Raw genomic sequence first — 18,042 nt, forward strand, 5'->3', positions numbered from 1 at the left:
TTTAACTGCTATTTTCGGCAATATTGGATTTCTCGGAGAGCATTTTCGACTACCAGACATGGGCCCCGCGGTCGCAGCCGCGGGGATTCGAAGGGGCTTTGCCGCGGGATTCGAAGGGCTGGCCGCGGGGGCTTCGGCCTGATTCAGGGTTATTGCCCGGACACTGCGAAACGTTTTTTATCCTGTAGCCGTAATGCAGTCAACTGGCCTCCCCATAAACAGCCTGTATCAATGGCATGGATGCGAGGCACGGGACAATAACCTCTTAGTGCGGCCCAGTGGCCAAAGACGATCTGCGCTTCGATGGGGATGCGATGGGGAACAGCAAACCAGGGTATCAGGTTTGCAGGGGCCTGGGCTATTGTGCCTTTATAATTTAAGACAAGGCGCCCATTTTTGTCGCAGAAACGCATGCGGGTAAAATAATTGGTAATCGCCCGCAAACGGTCCATTCCAATTAAGTCATCTTGCCATAAGCTGGGTTCATTGCCATACATTGCTGCGAGAAACTGCTTATAGTCAGGTGAATGAAGCACCTGTTCCAATTCTGCCGCAAGCCGCTTCGCGGTATCGAGATCCCACAGGGGCGCAATGCCTGCATGGCAAATCACTATATCCAGGTCCGGCGCGTGCACGAGAATGGACTGCTGGCGCAACCAATCGCCCAGTTCTTCACGGTCGGGGGCTGCCAGAATCGCATGAAGTGTATCATCTGCGTTAATTTTCTTCTGCTGCTGGTCAAAGAGTCTCACCAGAAGATGTAAATCATGATTGCCAAGGGTAATCACTGGTTTTAGGGGAAGATTTTTTATGAAGCGCAGCACCTTGAGTGATTCAGGCCCGCGATTAACCAAATCGCCAACCAGCCAGATCCGGTCAGCCCGTTCATTGAAATGAATGCTGTCTAGTAATCGCATTAAGGGATCATAGCAGCCCTGAATATCTCCGATAGCATAATCCGGCACAATAATCAGCCCGGTAACAAGCTTTGCTGATTAGTCAGAACCGGTTGAGCTGGGTTCTGCCATCCTTTGGCGCTAAGATGCTGCAGCGGAGCGTTTACCGCTACCTGATTCTGCTGGGTAAATACATTGTTATACTGCGCCTGATGAATCAATTCCATGCTGCTAATCCTGCTCTGGCTGCCTGTATTTAAGTTAATGGCAGTTACTTCGGGAGGCATAACCGAGGATCCATTCCCTTCAACAACCAATCCAACAAATATTTTCTGAGTTTTGCCATGCTCAAAGCGCAAGGAAGTCGCATCGGGTCCTTTGCGGTGCAAGCCTAATGAGAGGAAGGCATTCTGAATCGCTTGCCAGTTTTTATATTCAGGATGTTCACGTACAAACAATTGAAATATTTCCGGACACATCAGCAAGCCTCCGGGAACCATTAAGAGCGGCGCTTTATTAATCATAATGATGCCGCTATCCAGGCTTTTTTGCAGCCATTGCAAAAATTCAATCCCAATTTGCTGTTCAATATCACTGACCGAATCAGGTGTGCCGCCGAATGTACTCACGCGGCCATATCGGCCTCTGTTGCCATAATGACGCGCTGCCTGCTGGTTGAAATAACGTTGCAAAGCAATTGCATCGGCACGAATTAGAATAGCGCCAAGCGTGCCGGCAGAATAAACATCTTCATTTAATAAGGCCAGCCAGACCTGGAGTACCTCCGGGTTCGAGGCAATCCATGCAAAGCCGCTGGACGGCATTAACAGGCGAGCCATAAGCAGGTTCAGACGTTTGCGGAATTCAATATCACTTTCTTTCTGAAAACTATAAGAGTAATGACTGCCGACTAATATCAGATTTTCAAGCAGTGGATTCCACTGTTTGAGAAATTGACCGTGATTGTCAAAAAGCTCTACCGTCAAATCGATTTGCAATTTACCTATCCCTTGCAGCAGGGCAGCAGAGAGCAGCGCATACTGCCATAATTTCTGTTCTTCCGAATAACTGACGTTTTCTTCCACAATGAGATATTGTTTAAAAAGGTTTAATGCCGCTTCAGTACGGTTTAAGGCATGATCAATCAAGCCGCCGGGCTGCGAATAATAACTATTGGAGGTTTCAGGTAAAAGCTGCGTATGATTGACCAGGTTATGAATAAGGGTTGTGCAGATGCTGTCAAAGCGTGCAGGTTCAAGGGCACAGTTTTCAGTAATTTGCTGCAATAACTGGTTACGTTTTTCTTCGGCAAGAATTTGTTCAACTGTTATTATTTTAGTTAAATCCTTCAATGGCCGGGCTTGGGACACACGTCCTTTTCCATAACGATGAAACAAGACAACCTCCATAATAATAGTGTTTTGCAATTGGACTGCGTGCCTAATTGCAGTGCTTCTAATTAATTTTACATCATATCCAGATGCTTACTGATCTCAATATACTCTCTTATTGAAACCTGCTCTGGCCTTTGGGTCGGATCGACCCCCAATTGAATTAAATCATGGGCTGACAACAGCGGTTTTAAGTTATTGGCCAGGGTTTTGCGACGCATGGAGAAAGCCTTGGCTACAAGATTTTGAAAGCGGCTGATATCCACTTCCGGATAGGGAGAACTTGTATAGGGTGTAAGCCTGACAATGGCTGAATCAACCTTGGGTTTTGGAAAAAAGGCTTCTGGCGGCACTTCAAACAAATAATCGGTCTGGCAATAATACTGGGTAATAATACTCAGGCGCCCGTAATCTTTGGAGCCGGGGGCTGCGACCAGACGTTCAACCACTTCTTTTTGCAGCATAAAATGCATGTCCTTGATGGACGATACAAAATTAAATAAGTGGATGAGCAGGGGCGTTGAAATATTATAAGGCAGATTCCCTACAACCCTTAGATTAGGGCCAAATGCTTCATAATCAACCGTCAATGCATCGCAACTAATAAGCAGCAGCTGTTCAGCGGGATAGGTTTCTTTAAGCAAGGCACAAAGATCGCGATCAATCTCTATGGCCGTGAGCCTGGGGAGCTGCTTAAGCAATGCCTGGGTCATAGCCCCCATACCCGGCCCGATTTCCAGCACATTATCGGAAGCGTTCAAATTAATAGATGCAACAATTTGTGCAATGATAGATGGGTTTTGCAAAAAATTTTGACCAAAACGTTTACGAGGACGATGACTCACTTTTTCTCACCTGAAAACAGTCTGCACTCGCGTTCAGAGTTTAGCGAATATTAGATTTTGTTACCGAACCTAAGGAATTGCTGCGAGTCTTGACCACGATTGAATGAATAACTTCTGTATTCACTTACAAATTATCGCTCCCTATTCTACAGTAATAGTCCCACATTTGCAAAAGGGATAATCCAGGCTAATTTGCAGCAAACCACAGCACCAGGGGGTTAATAAATGACCGCCCGATTATTATCAGAAGCAAAATGGCTAATACGGCATACCGGTTAATGAAATAAATCCATCCTTGCTTTGCGCTAATAAAGGGCGGGAGTTCTTCCAGCCAGCGGGATATGGCGATGCAGACAGGAAAATAAAGCAGGATGAGTAATTCATTAAAAATTCTTGCCTCCATAAAATGGCCCACCAACAGAAGCCCGAGGAAGTAAAATAAGGCTAAATACCGGATTGGGCGGTATTGCAAGGGAATATAATCGTAAAATCCAAACCAGAATAGCGGCAAACCGCAGAAACAAAATACGAAGAGCAGCAGATTATTATCAGCCAGCAGCCAGAGAAGATTCGCTTCAAAATGGCTGTGACTGGTATCGCGAAAATACCATTCGCTATAAGTGCCGGGTAACTTACAGGTTAATAAAACCACCATTAATCGGGCCAGCAGATAGCTTATCAAAGCCAGACTAAATACCGCGCGTACTTTTTTCAGTTGCTGCCAATGCAGGGCTGGAATTAAAAGGACCAGTAAGATGCTGCTTTCCCGATTGAAGGTGGCAATAAAAATTAAGAGAATCAGCCAGCGCCATTGCTGTTTAAGACAAAAGAAAAAACCCAGGGCCATAAAAAATAAGGACGCACTGTCGGCTGGATAGAAAAAAGACGCTTCGCCTTCAATTGTAAAACGGTAATTGACAATGGACATCAGGGGCAGTAGCAGGAAAAACAGCCAGCTTAACAGGATTGCCCTTTCAGCGTTGAATATTGTTCTTAACAACTGATAAAGCGCTATAAAAAATAAAGCGACAAATATTACCTCAAGGAGGAAGAACAGTTGATAGGTTCCCAGCGGAAGAATATAACTGAGCAGGCGCGCCAGTGCGGGTACCAGCATGCGCTGGCCAAAGGGCAAGCGGGCGGTGAAGTTGATCATTTCGTCTAATGTGGCGCCGCTGTAAACACCTGCTAATTTGACATGCATAAACGCATAACCGAAAATCAGAGCGATACTAATGAAGCGTAATTTATAGCGAAAAAGATCCCTGTTCATGATTGCAATAATTAAATCACCCGATTTGACCAGCCTAACCGAGATCGATATAAATAAATAGTATTTCATCGATCTCCCGGGCAATTACCCATTGGAACGAACTATGTTAGAGCAGCTTATTGAGCTTAGAAGACGAATGATTAGGGTGCTGATTTTTTTTGCCCTTCTGTTCGGCAGCTATTTTTATTTCGCCAAAGACCTGTTTCACTGGGTTGTCTCCCCTTTAATCAATGCATTGCCCGCCGCACAAGGCAGCCTCATTGCCACCCAGGTCACTGCGCCTGTTTTAACCCCTATCGCTTTGGCGAGTAACCTGGCGCTTCTCTCAGTAACGCCTTTTTTCCTGTTTCAGCTTTGGTGTTTTATTGCCCCTGGGCTCTATCGCAATGAACGCGAGAAAATTAAAGCCGCCATTATTAGCAGCTTGAGTCTTTTTATGCTGGGGGTGCTTTTCTGCTTTTATATCGTTTTACCCTTTATGTTTCAGTTTTTTATCCAGGCGGTTCCTGAAGGGGTTAAAATGATGCCGGATATCAGCAATGCGCTCGATTTTATTACCCGTATGCTCATTATCTTCGGTATTTGTTTTCAGGTTCCGTTAATTTGTCTGGTGCTTGTGCAGTTGGAATGGATTGAGATTAAACATTTAATTCTGGTGCGCCCTTATATCATTGTCCTGGCCTTTACGGTGGGCATGTTATTAACCCCCCCGGATGTGTTATCGCAAATCCTGCTGGCAGTGCCTTTATGTCTGTTATATGAATTGGGTATTGTTCTTTGCCGCTGGCGAAACCCGCGACGCCCTCAAAAAACTAAACCGCTGGAGAGGGAAACGCTCCATTAACCCAGAAGTCTTCTTGCATAAACATTGTGCGCAAGTTGTTTTCTTTCGATATAAATCCTATTTCTTTTATGCTTGCCTGGCATAACCAGGTTGTTCGTTTTGAGGGTTTGTCACTATGGAAGGCCTCTGGTGTAAATAAGGCTATGTTTTTTCCTTTATTTTTATCTCTGGCTGAAATATATCTAAAAACTTCAACTCCATCCTGACGCATATTGGAGCCTAATTGCTGTGTTTCTGAATATGAATTGGGAGATGTCAAAATGGACTCATATTTTGAAAAGGGCTGTTCGTCCAGGAAAACTCCGGCCTCGCTTTTTACCGAGACCGAGAATGAAGAGTATTCGCTGGAAATAATAGAGTGAAAGGGTGTTTCTGGTCCAAGTATGTAAACAAAACGGTAATAAGCGGTTTCCGTTAGGGCGGTGAGTAAATTTAATGAGCCATAAAAAATTCCCCGTTCCAGAGTCGTCCCAAATCGGGAGCCATATCGTAAGGGAGGATAGCGAAAAGGTGTGGTTAGCAAATAGTGCATAGAGGGTGGTTTTTCAGGCAGCGGATTTTTAGTTGATTCAAGTAATTCTTCAAGAACTCCTTGCTCATATACATTATTTACCAGATTGAGTGTAGCTATTTGTTCCTGAGATTCGACAAAACGGAAAATACTCGCCATCAATGGCTGGATTTCATTCATCCCTTTTACCTCAGACCATATATCAACCATTTATACTTTTCCTCTGATAGCATCCAGATAATTAACAACCCTGGATAAACCTAATACCGTTTTCATGGTTTGCAAAGGAATACCCTGAATATGACGATTTTTTGTTGTTAACCAGTGTTTGATAGCCTCTTTATTGCCTCCATTTAAAGCAAATAAAGCACGGTAAACCCGGATTAATAATAGTGAAAGCTCCCCTTCTTTACTTGCAGGGTTAATCCCTCCCTTTTTTAAAAGGCGAGTGATGCTATTGCGATGGAGGCCAATAATATGCCCTAGATCTTCATAAGATAGTTCTAAATGCTCTTTTAAATTCATTAAGGCAACTGCCAATACATGGTTTTCATCAGGTTTGGAGTGGGTATTCATTCGTTTCTCCTGTGCACCTTATGTGACATTATAGCATGATTTGCACCATTTAGTGCATCGATTTTCTAATGAGTACTCAATAGTTGTAATACTTGTCATACCAATCTTTATTCAGCGGGTTACTGTTTTTGCTTCCCGAGAGATCAGCAACCTTGCTGACCAGAGGAGCAAGTACGGAGTGGGCCATGATAATAATTAACAGAATTAGAGAAACAGCATAGCGATTAAGGAAATACAGGAGGGGTGATCCGGCGGGCTCTGTAAAGGGAGGCTCCTGCTTTATCCAGCGATAAATAGCCATACATACGGGTAAATAAAGCAGGATTACAATTTCATGAAATATACGGACTTCTGGAAAATTTCCAATCAACAATAATCCCAGGAAGTAGCAAACTGCGATGAACCGTATAGGTCTTAGTTGAAGGGGAATGTAATCAATAAATGCGAACCATGGCAAGGGCAAACCCATAAAACAAAAACTAATCAGGAAAATGCCCATTTGCCTGAACAGCCAATTAAAATTGGTTTCGAAATAAGTATGGCCAAAATACTGATCATACCATTCGGTGAGCGGGCCGGGGGAGCTGCGCGTCAGGAAAAGAATAATCAAACGCGCCAGGATATAGAGCATTGTTCCTGCGATGAAGGGCTTAATACTGGTTTTATCTTTCCAATGCAAAGCAGGAATTAACAGAACCAGCAAGATACTGCTTTCGCGATTAAAGGTGGCGAGAAATATCCAGAGTAAAAGTAAAGGCCAGCGTTTTTGTAAACACAGCAAAAAACCCAGGCTCATAAAGAAAAGAGATGCTGTATCCGCCGGATAAAAAAACGTCGCCGGCCCTCCATACATAAATCGATAATTCACAACCGAGAGCAATGGCAGTAACAGCAAAAACAGCCAGGAACCCATTAAGCTGGTTTTGCGGGGAAGCTGGGTACGCAGCAGGGCTTGTAAACTGAAAAAAAAGGCTGCAGTGAACAGAAATTCCAGCAGAAAAAAGAGGGAGGCAGCAGAAAAAGGGAGAAAATCGGATAATAGTTTGGCTAATGCAGGAACCAGAAGACGCTGGGCAAAAGGCATGCGCGCGCAAAATCCGAGCATTTGATCAAGAGTGACCTGAACATAGATAACAGTCAGCCGGGTATGTAAAAAGGTATAGCCGAATAGTAATACAAAACTGATAAACCGGGTTTTATAAAGAAATAAATCCGAATTAACAGGAGGGGAGCCAATCCTTGCTGACATAATTGGAGCGCAAAATGTAAATATGCCAAGCATTTTGAGCCCTAACGAAAGGAATATCAAGCGCTTAAGATTTACGGCAAGCAACCGATATCTATAGAGAACAGTATAAAAAAGGAGAGCCCATGACTAAAGAAGCCAAATTCAATATCGGCGATTGCGTCAGGCATCAACAGCATGGCTATCGTGCCGTAATTGTTGATATCGATCCTTTATTTCAGGCCTCAGGGCGCTACAATCCGCAGGCAAGCAAACGGGAGTTCGCCACCCGCAGCACCTGGTATCGATTGCTGGTGGATGAAAGCAGCCAGATTACCTATGTTGAAGAAGATCAGTTAATCCTGGATAAGGGGAGTGAGCAAATTGACAATCCCAGACTGCCGGAGTATCTGATAGCTGATAAAAAGGGCTATCGAAGCTGTATAAAGAAGCATTAGCCTGAAGGCAAACGCCGTTTGGATCAATTGCTTCGCTATGCATAGCTATCTACACAAATATGTTCCCACTTGGAATTCCTCGTTGCGCAGCTCCTTCGAATCCCCGCGGCTTCGACCGCGGGGCCCACACGAAGCCTATTTGGAATATCGATTTTGCTAATTTAGGGATAATGTTTGAAAGACTAGTTCCTAACTGCTTTAAATTGCTATCTACGGCAACATTGGATTCATCTGAGAGCTTTTGGCCACCAAACATGGGCCCCGCGGCTTCGACCGCGGGGATTCGACTGCATTTGTGTAGATAGCTATGGCTCGCAATGACGGGGAATCGATTCAGGAATACTTCAGCATCAAAATCAGAAAACCGACAAAGGCAATAAGAATAAGTGCCAGGACACCCATTGTACCCATACTTTTGTTCATGTTTTCCCGGCTGAATAGTTCCGGGCGGTTTTTAACTGTGCGGTAGAGATACCAGACGATTAAGCTGGCAGCGATCACGCCAAGAATTTGATAAAAAGTTTCCATTATTTCTTTTTTCCTTCTGAAACACTGAATGCATCTGAATAAAGCTGGGATTTGCTCAAGCCCTGGGCAAGCAGCTGATCACGTACGATGTAAGCCATATCAAAGGGGCCGGCGATTATAATTTCATATTGCATCAAATCGTCAGGATGCTTTTTGATTGCCAGGGGGGCCAGGAAATTGGATTCTGGCGGCAATAATGAAAAATACTTGAAATGGCTGGAATGTGCTTCCCATTCCTTCAATTTCTCATCCATATATAAGTCAACCTTGGAGCGTGCTCCCCGATATAACTCAAAGGGACGGGGTTCGCTGGTGGCCAATAACTCTTCAATCATTGCCTTGACTGGCGCAAATCCTGTCCCTCCCGCAATGAAAAGGATGGGCTTTTTCGGTTTTAGCCTGGACAGGCAGCAATCCCCATATGGAAGACGAATGGTAACTTGCCCTTCTTCTTTGATTTGCGTAAAAAGCGGCTGGCTGTAGGGGTTGCCGGTATGGCGTATGTGTAACTCGTATTTGCGCGAACCAAGAGGCGCATTGGCAATTGAAAAGCAGGTGTAACTGTCATTCGATTTAATCTGAAGATATTGGCCGGCCTCGTAATCCACATAGCGGGCAGGTGAAAGTATAATCTCAATAATGTTATCTGATAAAGGAGTTATGCTTTCAATTTGCGCCGTGGTTTCAATAATATCCATCATTTCAATCCTAACTTGTCCCAGTAGTGGTTGACCTTGTTCAAGATTTCGGTATCCATGAGAATTGGTTTCCCCCATTCTCGTTGTGTTTCCCCCTGCCATTTACTGGTCGCGTCAAATCCAATTTTTGAGCCTAGTCCGGAGACGGGTGAAGCAAAATCAAGATAATCGATTGGTGTATTTTCAATCATCACCGTATCGCGGGCAGGGTCCATTCTGGTAGTCATGGCCCAGATAACATCCTGCCAATTTCGCGCATCAACGTCATCATCACAAACTATTACAAATTTAGTATACATGAATTGTCTTAAGAATGACCACACCGCCATCATTACCCGCTTTGCATGGCCAGGGTATTGCTTTTTGATAGTCACCACAGCCAGGCGATAAGAACAACCTTCCGGCGGCAGATAGAAATCAACAATTTCCGGGAATTGCTTCTGCAGTATAGGAATAAATACTTCATTCAGGGCAACACCCAAAATAGCGGGTTCATCTGGTGGACGGCCGGTATAAGTACTATGATAGACGGGATTTGGCCGATGTGTTATGCGCTCCACTGTAAAAATGGGAAAGGATTGAACTTCATTATAATAGCCGGTGTGATCGCCAAACGGTCCTTCTTCTGCGGAAGATCCAGGCTCAATATAGCCCTCAAGGATGATTTCTGCAGACGCTGGAACATGTAGGGAATTACCAATGCATTGGGTTAGCTGAGTCCGTTTTCCCCGCAAAAGCCCGGCAAAAGAATACTCGGAGAGGGTGTCTGGAATAGGCGTTACGGCGGCAAGAATGGTGGCTGGATCGGCACCGAGAGTTACCGCTACAGGAAAGGGTTCCCCTGGATGGGCTTTTTGCCACTCCTGATAATCCAACGCACCTCCCCGATGGGAAAGCCAGCGCATAATCAGTTTGTTTTTATCAATCACCTGCTGACGGTAAATGCCCATGTTTTCCCGGTTTTTGTACGGGCCTTTGGTAGTGACAAGCCCCCAGGTAATCAGCGGTGCAGCATCTTCAGGCCAGCAGGTTTGCACAGGCAGCGCATACAAATCGACTTCTTCCTTTTCGATAACGATCTGCTGACAAGGCGCTTTTTTTACCATTTTGGGCGCCATGGTCAATGCTTGTTTCAGTAAGGGAAGCTTTCCCATCGCATCTTTGAAGCCTTTAGGCGGTTCAGGCTCTTTCAGACTAGCCAGCAACTGGCCAATTTCCCGCAAGGCGCTGATTTGTTCTGTTCCCATACCCAGGGCGACACGTTCTACTGTACCGAACAGGTTTGTCAAAACAGGGATTTGCGCATGGGAGCGGGTAAATAGCAGAGCCGGGCCTCCAGAGCGCAAAACCCTGTCGCTTACTACAGTCATTTCAAGGTAGGGAGAAACGGGATATTCAATTCGTTTCAACAATCCCCGTTTTTCCAATTGCTCCATAAAATCACGTAAATCGGAATAAATCATTTTAATACAGTGGCCTGGCCTGAGTTCAGATATCCGGAAATTATGGCACAAGCCTGATTTTAGATATAGAAAAAATCCGGGCAAAAACGGGAAAATACCGCTAAGCGCAGTACAGGAGGCAATAGGCTCCAGGTTTTACTTGTCTTTGCACATTAGAACTTCTCACGCATTGCTTTAAAAAAGAGGCGGGAGTATGCTTAATCTTAGGGTTCATTTACTTTAATAATTTATCATGGCGATACTGCAACTGGACGCGGCATTGCTTCACTCAGCCGTAATGAGTGCCTGCAAGACGCTTATAGCTCAACGGCAAAATCTAAATGCAATCAATGTTTTTCCAGTCGCTGACGGCGACACGGGCGATAATATGGCAGCGACTGCCCGCTCCATTCTTACCTATGCCAAACAGCAGCCAGATCTCGAACTGACCTGCAAAGCCCTGGCTGATGCGGGGATTATGGGTGCACGGGGCAATTCAGGAATGATTTTCTCCCAGTTTTTTAATGGATTGATGGAGTCGGCCCCTCTGCCGGATGCATTGGATACCCGGCAGTTTGCGCAAATGATAAAAATTGCGGTACAAAGTGTCCGCTCGGCGATCCTCAAACCGGTTGAGGGGACTATCCTGACGGTAATGGACGTTTGGGCTGCCTGTCTGGAGCGGGATGCAGTAACTATTGATTGCCTGGTTGATTTATTAAACCGCAGTTTACCGGAAGTGAAGGCTGCTGTTGAGTCGACCAGAAATACCCTGGCGATATTAAAGGAAGCCCAGGTGGCCGATGCGGGTGCTTTGGGATTTTGTTTTTTCGTAGAAGGATTCGCCGGCTACATTGCTGACCCCAAACCGCTAGATGAGGAAATTGATGAGGTATTGGTCAGTGAAAACCATCAGCATGAACAGCCAGTTTGCGGAAATCCGCCTCATAACCGTTATTGTACGGAAGCGGTTATTGCCGGCAAACAGATAGATAAAACCGAGATTGTCAATTCATTACAGGCGCATGGCGATAGTATAGTGCTCACCGCCAATCAGCAATTATGTCGATTGCACCTCCATTGCAATCAACCGTCTACAGTATTCAAGATTTTAAGGCAGCACGGCAGCATCCAGTCGCCGAAGGTCGAGGATATGCTCAGGCAATACCAGGTCATGCATGAGAGCCGTTACCGGATTGCATTGGTAACTGATTCCAGCGTGAACATTCCGCAAGCGATTCTCGATGATTTTCAAATCCACTTAATCAATCTGAATGTTCATTATGACGGGCATGACTTATTAGACCGGTATTGCCTGGAAGGCAATGATTTTTACAATAGTTTATCGACACTGGAGGCTTATCCAACCACTTCCTTCCCTGCGCCTGTGCTGATGAATGAACGGATTGCCTATCTGGCTCAAAATTATGACCAGGTACTCGTCTTAAGTGTGGCCAAGGTTTTAAGTGGCATGCACGATGCACTTTGTAAAGTAGCAGCCAGTTATGCCAATGTACATGTACTGGACTCGCGCCTGGTTTCCGGTTCCCAGGGCCTTTTATTATATTATGCCGCGGAATTGATTGCAGAGGGCATGGACGTAGAAGCTATAAAATCCGCATTGACGGAGCGGGCCAGCAGCACGCATCTGTATGTGATGGTTGATCAGTTTGATGCCTTGATTCGTTCAGGGAGGGTCAGCAAACTCAAGGGAATGTTTGCCCGGTATTCGGGTATTAAACCCATTATTTCTTTCGACGCAGAAGGAAGGGCGGTAATTCAGGATAAGGCTTTTGGTGAAACCAAGGCTTTAGTCAAGCTGGTAAATACGGTCAGTGAGCTTGCTAAAACCCGGTCTTTGGATAATTACTGTATTGTACATGCGGGTGTCCCTGAGAAGGCTGCGGAATTTGCTGCAATGACTTACGAAGTGCTTGGTCAGGAGCCTGTGTTCGTTGAACCGGTTTCAACTGCCATTGGACTCCATGCCGGAAAGGGCTGTATCGCTATGGGAGCCATGTTCCACTGAGCGCCGCCCTTTTCCTGGCAGAATGAGGCTTAATAATAGCCCGTATAATGGCACAAAAGAGCCGATGCTGATTAGCAGCTTAAATATCAGGTCCACACTGGCTATTTCCGGCCAGTGCCCGCTGAGAAAGAGATCGCTGCATTGATAAAAAGCAATGAAGAAAAAGCAATAAGTATCCAGAACATTCCCAACACTGCTTGAAACGGTCGGGGCAAGCCACCAGGAAGAGTGCCGCTGCAGCTTCTGAAAAAAGCGGATGTCGAGTAGTTGACCGACTACATAAGCGCTGAAACTTGCGACTGCAATGCGTAGAGCCAGGGGATTGCTAACCCAGAGACTACCATAACTGAACCAGTTAGTGATCAGGTAAGAACAGCATAAACCAGGCAGCATGGCCAGAAAAACAATTCTTCTTGCTGTAGCAGAACCTGCCAAACGGGTGGTTAAGTCAGTCAGAATGAAAATAAGTGGATAGGACAACGCCCCCCAGGTCGTATGAAACCCAAAGATCATCATCGGGATTTGTACCAGAATATTGCTTAAACAGAGTAAAATAATATGTAAAGCGCTCAGAGAAAGGAGCTGTTTCGTCATAATGCACGAGGACAGTTAAAGTTTCATTATTATACCATAACAACCCTGCGTTTAAGTAAGGCTTAATGTATTTAATTTCATCTTTTTGTGCTAAAATAACTTTGTTTATCAGTTTTTGGCTTATCTCTATTATTATGAAACCAACGCAGTTTTTCATTGACGTGAATATCCAGGGTGAAACAGTAATCTTTAATGCCTGCAATCGGGCTGAGGGGCAAACAGTTCAGGATAAATCGCCTGGCAATCTAATCAAATTTGATCAGACTGAACTTTGCGATGAAGTAAAGAAAAACAAAGACGTCTATTCAAGCCTGCATCAGATTAATTTGAAATTTAATGGCTTGTGCGAGCTGATTTGTAATTTTGTAATTATGGAAGATAAGCTGGGAAGAACATTTAAGCACAACAAACGATTCAGTGATGCCTTTGCGAAAAAATCCTTCGAAATGAAAGCCGACGATGACAAACTGGTTCTGATAGAAAAAGAGAAAATTTCCCGTCATCGATTCTATGTGACTGATTTAAACGAGGATAAAATCCGAAAAAGCCATATCCTTCATGTCAGTACTCTCTTCCAGAAAATCATTGCTTATTTCTTTAATATTTATCCGCACGATTTATTCAGGCCTTTCGAATCGAATCAGAAAAACGGTTTGGTTAACGAATCTGCCCTGGCTGAAAAACTGGATGCGCTTCCCGACGGGCATTATGTTAAATTTTCTGTTTTCAAGAAAACTTTTTTTGATTTTGAAGGCCATTCGATGGTGATTAAGAAAACGAAGGACAGTTACTCATTTTTTGATCCCAATGAAGGGGAATATACCGAACTGGCTTTTACAGAACTTTGCGAAAAAATAAATGAAGCCATGCGCAAACATCAGGGTACCCACATGGCCTTTATGGATGGTGAGGCTTATGTAAAAAGTTTACAGCAAGAGGATACGCCAGGCAAAGATCCCGCTCCGGCTTGATTAAGATTCCGCCATCTCTGCCATCAGTAAATTTGAAGTAATTTCCTGATGCAGTTTGTCATCCACTAATACCTTTTGTGAGAAGTGCAGGATTAGCATGCTCAGGGGCAGTATCAGAATAATATCCTGAGGAAAGCCGATTCGGCCAATCCCCCCGAAAGAACCCAGATAGGAAACAAGCAACATGGAGCTCATATAGAATGCAAACCAGTAGAGGCTTCGATCGGTGAAAGCGGTCGATTTTTTCCTTTGACAGATCCGATTTATAATAAAGCCGAGTAATAAGGCCAAATCCAGTTTCCAAAGAATATCAAAGCCACACCAGTAAAGCATAAGATTACAGGCGTAAAAGGCTGCATGGCAGAAAAACTGGCTGGCGGACAGATGAAATGGCCGTTCGCGATTGGGTTGTAATTTACGCATGGCGAGGAGGCAGACGGGTCCTATTCCATAGGAAAGAATACTGCAGGAAGATAGAAAAGCCACCATTTTTTGCCAGCCGGGAAAGGGCAGAAAGGATAAGCAGCCCACTAGTAAATTGGCATAGAGAGTGATGTAGGGAATGCGGTGTCTGTTTAATCGGGTGAAGAATTTAGGCAAATGGTTATTGAGCGACATGCCATAAACAATTCGAGAAGTCGCGGCCGTATACACCAATGTCGTGCCAAATGGTGAGAAAGCGGCATCAAACATCAGCAACATGGCAACGAGCCCCAGACCCAGAAGTAAACTGAGACCCACCAAAGGCCCGCTATCGCCAGGGAAACTTAAATTCTGCCAGCCATTTGCCAGATAGGACGAGGGTATGGCGACTAAAAAACTAAGCTGCAGCATAAAATATAAAACAAAGCCGATAAGCACTGCGCCAAGAATCGCAATGGGAATATTGCGCTGGGGGTTCTGCACCTCGCCTGCGAGCATCAGGCCATTCTGAAAGCCGGTAAATGCAAAGGCTACACCGCCGGCTGAGAGGGCGGTAAAGATTTGTACCCAGGCATTTTTATCACTAAGGTGAATGTCAATATTGGCCATGGATGGCGCACTGGATATCAAAGCAACAATGGCAATACTGGGCACCAGAAATTTTATGATACTGGCAAATTTGTTACATTCGGCAAGCATTTTAATGCCGTAGGAATTGAGCAATACCACAAAAAACATGATAACGATGGCAACAACATAACCAATTCCAGACAGCGTAAATGTCGTGGAGTTTTTTACCAGCAAGACTGGGAAAAAATGGCTGGAATACTGCAGGATGGCCTGAATTTCAATGGGCGTCATAACCACATAGGATAACCAGGAGGTCCATGCAAACAAAAAACCAACTTCATTGCCATGGGTAAAGCTTGGATAGTTGGTCATTCCACCAGAGATAGGGAACATTGCGCCAAGTTCGCAAAGAGGGAGTGCAATAAACAGCATAAACAAGGCTGCAAGGATCCAGCTTATCAACGCATTGCTTCCAGCCATTTGGGCGCTGATAAAAGGACTAAACAGCCAACCGGAACCGATCATGCCCCCTGCTGCTGCGATTAATACATTGGTTCTTGATATGTCGCGCTTTAACACGATGGGCATCCTTTTTTGAGCTGATTAAAAAACTATATACAACAAGCCCTTGCTTTGGCAACAAGTCTCGAACAATAGCAAAAATTATTTTATGGGCTAAAGTTAAAATATAAGTGTAATGCTGGGGAGTAGTCATGCGTAATCGAGACGTTAAAAATGCAATAGATGAGCAGGAAAAGGAAAATGCGGATTCAGTGGTTGTGAAGCCAGAGAATAATGTACAAAAAACGCTAAATTTCTGTGATGGACTTCGACAGGATGAAGAGTTTTATCAAGAGTTTGATGCAATTCGCTCTATGAATTAGCAAATTCTCTTCTAACAAAGGACCGTGATGACAGAAGAGAACAAGGCGAATCCAGACAACAAATCATTGCAACCGGTTGAGCCCCCGGCCAATGGTCATTATGACGGGCAAATTTTCGATATCCTCCTGCACTCCTGGCAGGGACGTTTTACCGGATGGTTATCTCCTGCGTCAGTTTCCCTCGCTTTTTTTGACTGGCTTTCCCATTTTAATATGGCACCCGCCAGACAGGTTTATATTGCTCGAAAAAATTGGCAGAATCTAATCAAGCTGCTTTTTTTTGCCGTCCACTGCCAGCACGGTGATCTGAGTAAAAACGAACATTGCATGCAGATTAAACTCGAAGACAAGCGCTTTCAGGCAGACTCCTGGAAAAATTTTCCATTTTCATTATATGTCCAGCAATTTTTAATGGTAGAGCAGGCTATCAATGAAATGACATGGGGAATCCGCGGCGCCACACCGCATCATTTACGGGTTGTTAATTTCGTTCAACGTCAGTTTCTCGATATTTTTTCACCCAGCAACTTTCCCTGGACAAATCCTGAGATTATTGAAAAGTCGCTGCAATCGAGAGGCCAGAATTTTTTAGCAGGGGCAGAAAATCTTATCGAGGATATATTTCGTGAGTGGCTAAACCTGCCGGCTAAGGAAATGGAAAAATTCAAGGTAGGCGTCAATCTGGCAGTGACGCCTGGAAAAGTTGTTTTCAGAAATCGTTTAATTGAGCTTATTCAGTACGAAGCAACTACTAAAGAAGTCTATGCGGAGCCTGTATTTATAATACCTGCCTGGATTATGAAATATTATATTCTAGACCTCTCCACTCATAATTCGCTGGTGAAGTATCTGGTGGGCAAGGGACATACTGTTTTCATCATTTCCTGGAAAAATCCGGGTCATGAAGACCGGGATTTTGGTTTTGATACCTATATTAACCATGGCATTTTAGAAGGCTTGGATGCCATTCTGAGTATTGTTCCCACCCAGAAGGTTCATGCTGTAGGTTATTGTTTAGGCGGTACTCTGCTTAGCATGGTCGCCGCTGCCTTAGCAGGCCGTTCGGATGAGCGCATGAAAAGTGTGACCCTTTTTGCCGCCCAGGTTGACTTCAGGGAGCCTGGGGAATTGCAGTTGTTTATCGATCCTAGCCAGGTGACCTATCTGGAAGATATTATGTGGGAGCAGGGTTACTTAAAAGGGAATCAAATGACTGCTGCTTTCAGCATGCTCCGATCCAATGATCTGGTCTGGTCCCGAATCATTCACCATTATTTCCTGGGCACGCGTCGGCCATTAAATGATCTGATGGCCTGGGACCATGATACTACCCGCTTGCCCTATCGTTTTCATTCAGAATATCTGCATTACTTATTTTTAAATAATGATCTGGTCCAGGGGCGCTTTCGGGTGAACCACCGTCGGGTTGCCTTAAGTGATATTCGAGTGCCTATGTTTGTTGTCGGGACACAGACAGACCATATTTCCCCCTGGCGTTCTGTTTATAAGCTCCATTTGTTTACCGACACTGAAATTACTTTTGTCCTGACTAGCGGCGGCCACAATGCCGGAATTGTCAGTGAACCCGGGCATAAAAACCGCAGTTATCAGATACGCACGCGTAAACCGCATGATAAATACTTGACCTCCGACAGCTGGCTTGAGAAAGCGCCATCCTATAAGGGATCCTGGTGGCCTGTCTGGGAGGAATGGCTGGCCGCTCAATCAGGTGAAAAAGTGACGCCCCCACCTATGGGTAACCCGGAAAAGGGTTATCCCCCTCTGTGCAGTGCACCAGGAACCTATGTATTTCAAAAATAGTTGGCTGTTCTAAAAATAATCTAATTACAAAATAAAGGGCTGCGTGTATAATATCGAACCAGT

At 44.7% G+C, this 18,042-nt stretch carries 18 protein-coding genes; 6 read left to right on the forward strand and 12 right to left on the reverse strand.

What is annotated here, in order from left to right; all coding sequences use genetic code 11:
* Positions 1-149 precede the first annotated feature (149 nt).
* The 4 genes from DYH42_RS00300 to DYH42_RS00315 form a co-directional block, all read right to left on the reverse strand.
* Positions 150-965, reverse strand: coding sequence for a symmetrical bis(5'-nucleosyl)-tetraphosphatase (locus DYH42_RS00300; RefSeq protein ID WP_058524254.1), 816 nt, complete (start codon positions 963-965; stop codon positions 150-152).
* Positions 966-970: 5 nt separating this feature from the next.
* The gene (locus DYH42_RS00305; protein ID WP_058524253.1) at positions 971-2,305 is read right to left on the reverse strand and encodes a TraI domain-containing protein; all 1,335 of its coding nucleotides are present in this window, start codon (positions 2,303-2,305) and stop codon (positions 971-973) included.
* A 56-nt stretch (positions 2,306-2,361) separates the two neighbouring features.
* Positions 2,362-3,132, reverse strand: a complete 771-nt coding sequence (gene rsmA / locus DYH42_RS00310; RefSeq protein WP_058524252.1) for a 16S rRNA (adenine(1518)-N(6)/adenine(1519)-N(6))-dimethyltransferase RsmA — start codon at positions 3,130-3,132, stop codon at positions 2,362-2,364.
* A 187-nt stretch (positions 3,133-3,319) separates the two neighbouring features.
* Positions 3,320-4,474, reverse strand: coding sequence for a hypothetical protein (locus DYH42_RS00315; RefSeq protein WP_058524251.1), 1,155 nt, complete (start codon positions 4,472-4,474; stop codon positions 3,320-3,322).
* 34 nt (positions 4,475-4,508) lie between these two features.
* Between DYH42_RS00315 and tatC the strand changes: the two genes are divergently transcribed.
* Entirely contained in the window at positions 4,509-5,249 is a 741-nt protein-coding gene (tatC, locus tag DYH42_RS00320) for a twin-arginine translocase subunit TatC (RefSeq protein ID WP_058524250.1), read from the forward strand.
* Here tatC and DYH42_RS00325 read toward each other — a convergent pair.
* From DYH42_RS00325 to DYH42_RS00335, 3 genes are all read right to left on the reverse strand, one after another.
* Positions 5,218-5,970 carry an RES family NAD+ phosphorylase gene (locus tag DYH42_RS00325; RefSeq protein WP_058524249.1) on the reverse strand — a complete coding sequence of 251 codons (753 nt, stop codon included), beginning with the start codon at positions 5,968-5,970 and terminating at the stop codon, positions 5,218-5,220. The genes tatC and DYH42_RS00325 overlap by 32 nt on opposite strands.
* A complete protein-coding gene (locus tag DYH42_RS00330) occupies positions 5,971-6,336 on the reverse strand; it encodes an MbcA/ParS/Xre antitoxin family protein (RefSeq protein WP_058524248.1) in 366 nt (121 codons plus the stop codon). It abuts the gene before it with no gap.
* 76 nt (positions 6,337-6,412) lie between these two features.
* Complete coding sequence (locus DYH42_RS00335; protein WP_131793009.1) at positions 6,413-7,585, reverse strand: hypothetical protein; 1,173 nt, start codon at positions 7,583-7,585, stop codon at positions 6,413-6,415.
* A gap of 122 nt (positions 7,586-7,707) precedes the next feature.
* Between DYH42_RS00335 and hspQ the strand changes: the two genes are divergently transcribed.
* Positions 7,708-8,019 (forward strand): heat shock protein HspQ, encoded by a 312-nt coding sequence (gene hspQ, locus DYH42_RS00340; protein ID WP_058524246.1) that lies wholly within the window; start codon positions 7,708-7,710, stop codon positions 8,017-8,019.
* 333 nt (positions 8,020-8,352) lie between these two features.
* Here hspQ and DYH42_RS00350 read toward each other — a convergent pair whose 3' ends face one another.
* From DYH42_RS00350 to ubiD, 3 genes are read right to left on the reverse strand one after another with little or no spacing between them, the layout of a single operon-like run.
* On the reverse strand, positions 8,353-8,547 hold the full coding sequence (locus DYH42_RS00350) for a hypothetical protein (RefSeq protein WP_058524244.1): 195 nt from the start codon (positions 8,545-8,547) through the stop codon (positions 8,353-8,355).
* Positions 8,547-9,245 carry a ferredoxin reductase domain-containing protein gene (locus DYH42_RS00355; RefSeq protein ID WP_115316871.1) on the reverse strand — a complete coding sequence of 233 codons (699 nt, stop codon included), beginning with the start codon at positions 9,243-9,245 and terminating at the stop codon, positions 8,547-8,549. Before DYH42_RS00355 ends, DYH42_RS00350 begins: the two co-directional genes overlap by 1 nt.
* Positions 9,245-10,708, reverse strand: a complete 1,464-nt coding sequence (gene ubiD / locus DYH42_RS00360; RefSeq protein WP_058524242.1) for a 4-hydroxy-3-polyprenylbenzoate decarboxylase — start codon at positions 10,706-10,708, stop codon at positions 9,245-9,247. Before ubiD ends, DYH42_RS00355 begins: the two co-directional genes overlap by 1 nt.
* Before the next feature lie 232 nt (positions 10,709-10,940).
* Between ubiD and DYH42_RS00365 the strand changes: the two genes are divergently transcribed.
* On the forward strand, positions 10,941-12,716 hold the full coding sequence (locus DYH42_RS00365) for a DegV family protein (RefSeq protein ID WP_058524241.1): 1,776 nt from the start codon (positions 10,941-10,943) through the stop codon (positions 12,714-12,716).
* On the opposite strand, the gene DYH42_RS00370 is transcribed toward DYH42_RS00365, so the two are convergent.
* Positions 12,654-13,310, reverse strand: coding sequence for a 7-cyano-7-deazaguanine/7-aminomethyl-7-deazaguanine transporter (locus DYH42_RS00370; RefSeq protein WP_065232839.1), 657 nt, complete (start codon positions 13,308-13,310; stop codon positions 12,654-12,656). The genes DYH42_RS00365 and DYH42_RS00370 overlap by 63 nt on opposite strands.
* A 65-nt stretch (positions 13,311-13,375) precedes the next feature.
* Between DYH42_RS00370 and DYH42_RS00375 the strand changes: the two genes are divergently transcribed.
* On the forward strand, positions 13,376-14,281 hold the full coding sequence (locus DYH42_RS00375; RefSeq protein WP_065232838.1) for a hypothetical protein: 906 nt from the start codon (positions 13,376-13,378) through the stop codon (positions 14,279-14,281).
* Here the strand turns inward: DYH42_RS00375 and DYH42_RS00380 are convergent, their stop codons facing one another.
* Positions 14,282-15,853 (reverse strand): APC family permease, encoded by a 1,572-nt coding sequence (locus DYH42_RS00380; protein ID WP_058524238.1) that lies wholly within the window; start codon positions 15,851-15,853, stop codon positions 14,282-14,284. It abuts the gene before it with no gap.
* 134 nt (positions 15,854-15,987) lie between these two features.
* On the opposite strand from DYH42_RS00380, the gene DYH42_RS16485 reads away from it, so the two are divergent.
* Together DYH42_RS16485 and DYH42_RS00385 are read left to right on the forward strand one after the other, a co-directional pair.
* Positions 15,988-16,158 carry a hypothetical protein gene (locus tag DYH42_RS16485; protein WP_157062405.1) on the forward strand — a complete coding sequence of 57 codons (171 nt, stop codon included), beginning with the start codon at positions 15,988-15,990 and terminating at the stop codon, positions 16,156-16,158.
* 27 nt (positions 16,159-16,185) lie between these two features.
* Positions 16,186-17,979: a PHA/PHB synthase family protein gene (locus DYH42_RS00385; protein ID WP_058524237.1), complete on the forward strand. Its 1,794-nt coding sequence runs from the start codon at positions 16,186-16,188 to the stop codon at positions 17,977-17,979.
* Positions 17,980-18,042 lie beyond the last annotated feature (63 nt).

Source organism: Legionella birminghamensis (genome assembly GCF_900452515.1).
Lineage (GTDB): Bacteria > Pseudomonadota > Gammaproteobacteria > Legionellales > Legionellaceae > Legionella_C > Legionella_C birminghamensis.

Bases quoted from the DNA above. Each gene is read 5' to 3' on its own strand.
- DYH42_RS00315 (WP_058524251.1), bottom strand. From the start codon at position 4,474: ATGAAATACTATTTATTTATATCGATCTCGGTTAGGCTGGTCAAATCG.
- DYH42_RS00370 (WP_065232839.1), bottom strand. From the start codon at position 13,310: ATGACGAAACAGCTCCTTTCTCTGAGCGCTTTACATATTATTTTACTC.
- DYH42_RS16485 (WP_157062405.1), top strand. From the start codon at position 15,988: ATGCGTAATCGAGACGTTAAAAATGCAATAGATGAGCAGGAAAAGGAA.
- DYH42_RS00350 (WP_058524244.1), bottom strand. From the start codon at position 8,547: ATGGAAACTTTTTATCAAATTCTTGGCGTGATCGCTGCCAGCTTAATC.
- hspQ (WP_058524246.1), top strand. From the start codon at position 7,708: ATGACTAAAGAAGCCAAATTCAATATCGGCGATTGCGTCAGGCATCAA.
- DYH42_RS00385 (WP_058524237.1), top strand. From the start codon at position 16,186: ATGACAGAAGAGAACAAGGCGAATCCAGACAACAAATCATTGCAACCG.
- DYH42_RS00375 (WP_065232838.1), top strand. From the start codon at position 13,376: ATGTATTTAATTTCATCTTTTTGTGCTAAAATAACTTTGTTTATCAGT.
- DYH42_RS00305 (WP_058524253.1), bottom strand. From the start codon at position 2,305: ATGGAGGTTGTCTTGTTTCATCGTTATGGAAAAGGACGTGTGTCCCAA.
- DYH42_RS00355 (WP_115316871.1), bottom strand. From the start codon at position 9,245: ATGGATATTATTGAAACCACGGCGCAAATTGAAAGCATAACTCCTTTA.
- ubiD (WP_058524242.1), bottom strand. From the start codon at position 10,708: ATGATTTATTCCGATTTACGTGATTTTATGGAGCAATTGGAAAAACGG.
- DYH42_RS00325 (WP_058524249.1), bottom strand. From the start codon at position 5,970: ATGGTTGATATATGGTCTGAGGTAAAAGGGATGAATGAAATCCAGCCA.
- DYH42_RS00330 (WP_058524248.1), bottom strand. From the start codon at position 6,336: ATGAATACCCACTCCAAACCTGATGAAAACCATGTATTGGCAGTTGCC.
- DYH42_RS00365 (WP_058524241.1), top strand. From the start codon at position 10,941: ATGGCGATACTGCAACTGGACGCGGCATTGCTTCACTCAGCCGTAATG.
- DYH42_RS00335 (WP_131793009.1), bottom strand. From the start codon at position 7,585: ATGTCAGCAAGGATTGGCTCCCCTCCTGTTAATTCGGATTTATTTCTT.
- tatC (WP_058524250.1), top strand. From the start codon at position 4,509: ATGTTAGAGCAGCTTATTGAGCTTAGAAGACGAATGATTAGGGTGCTG.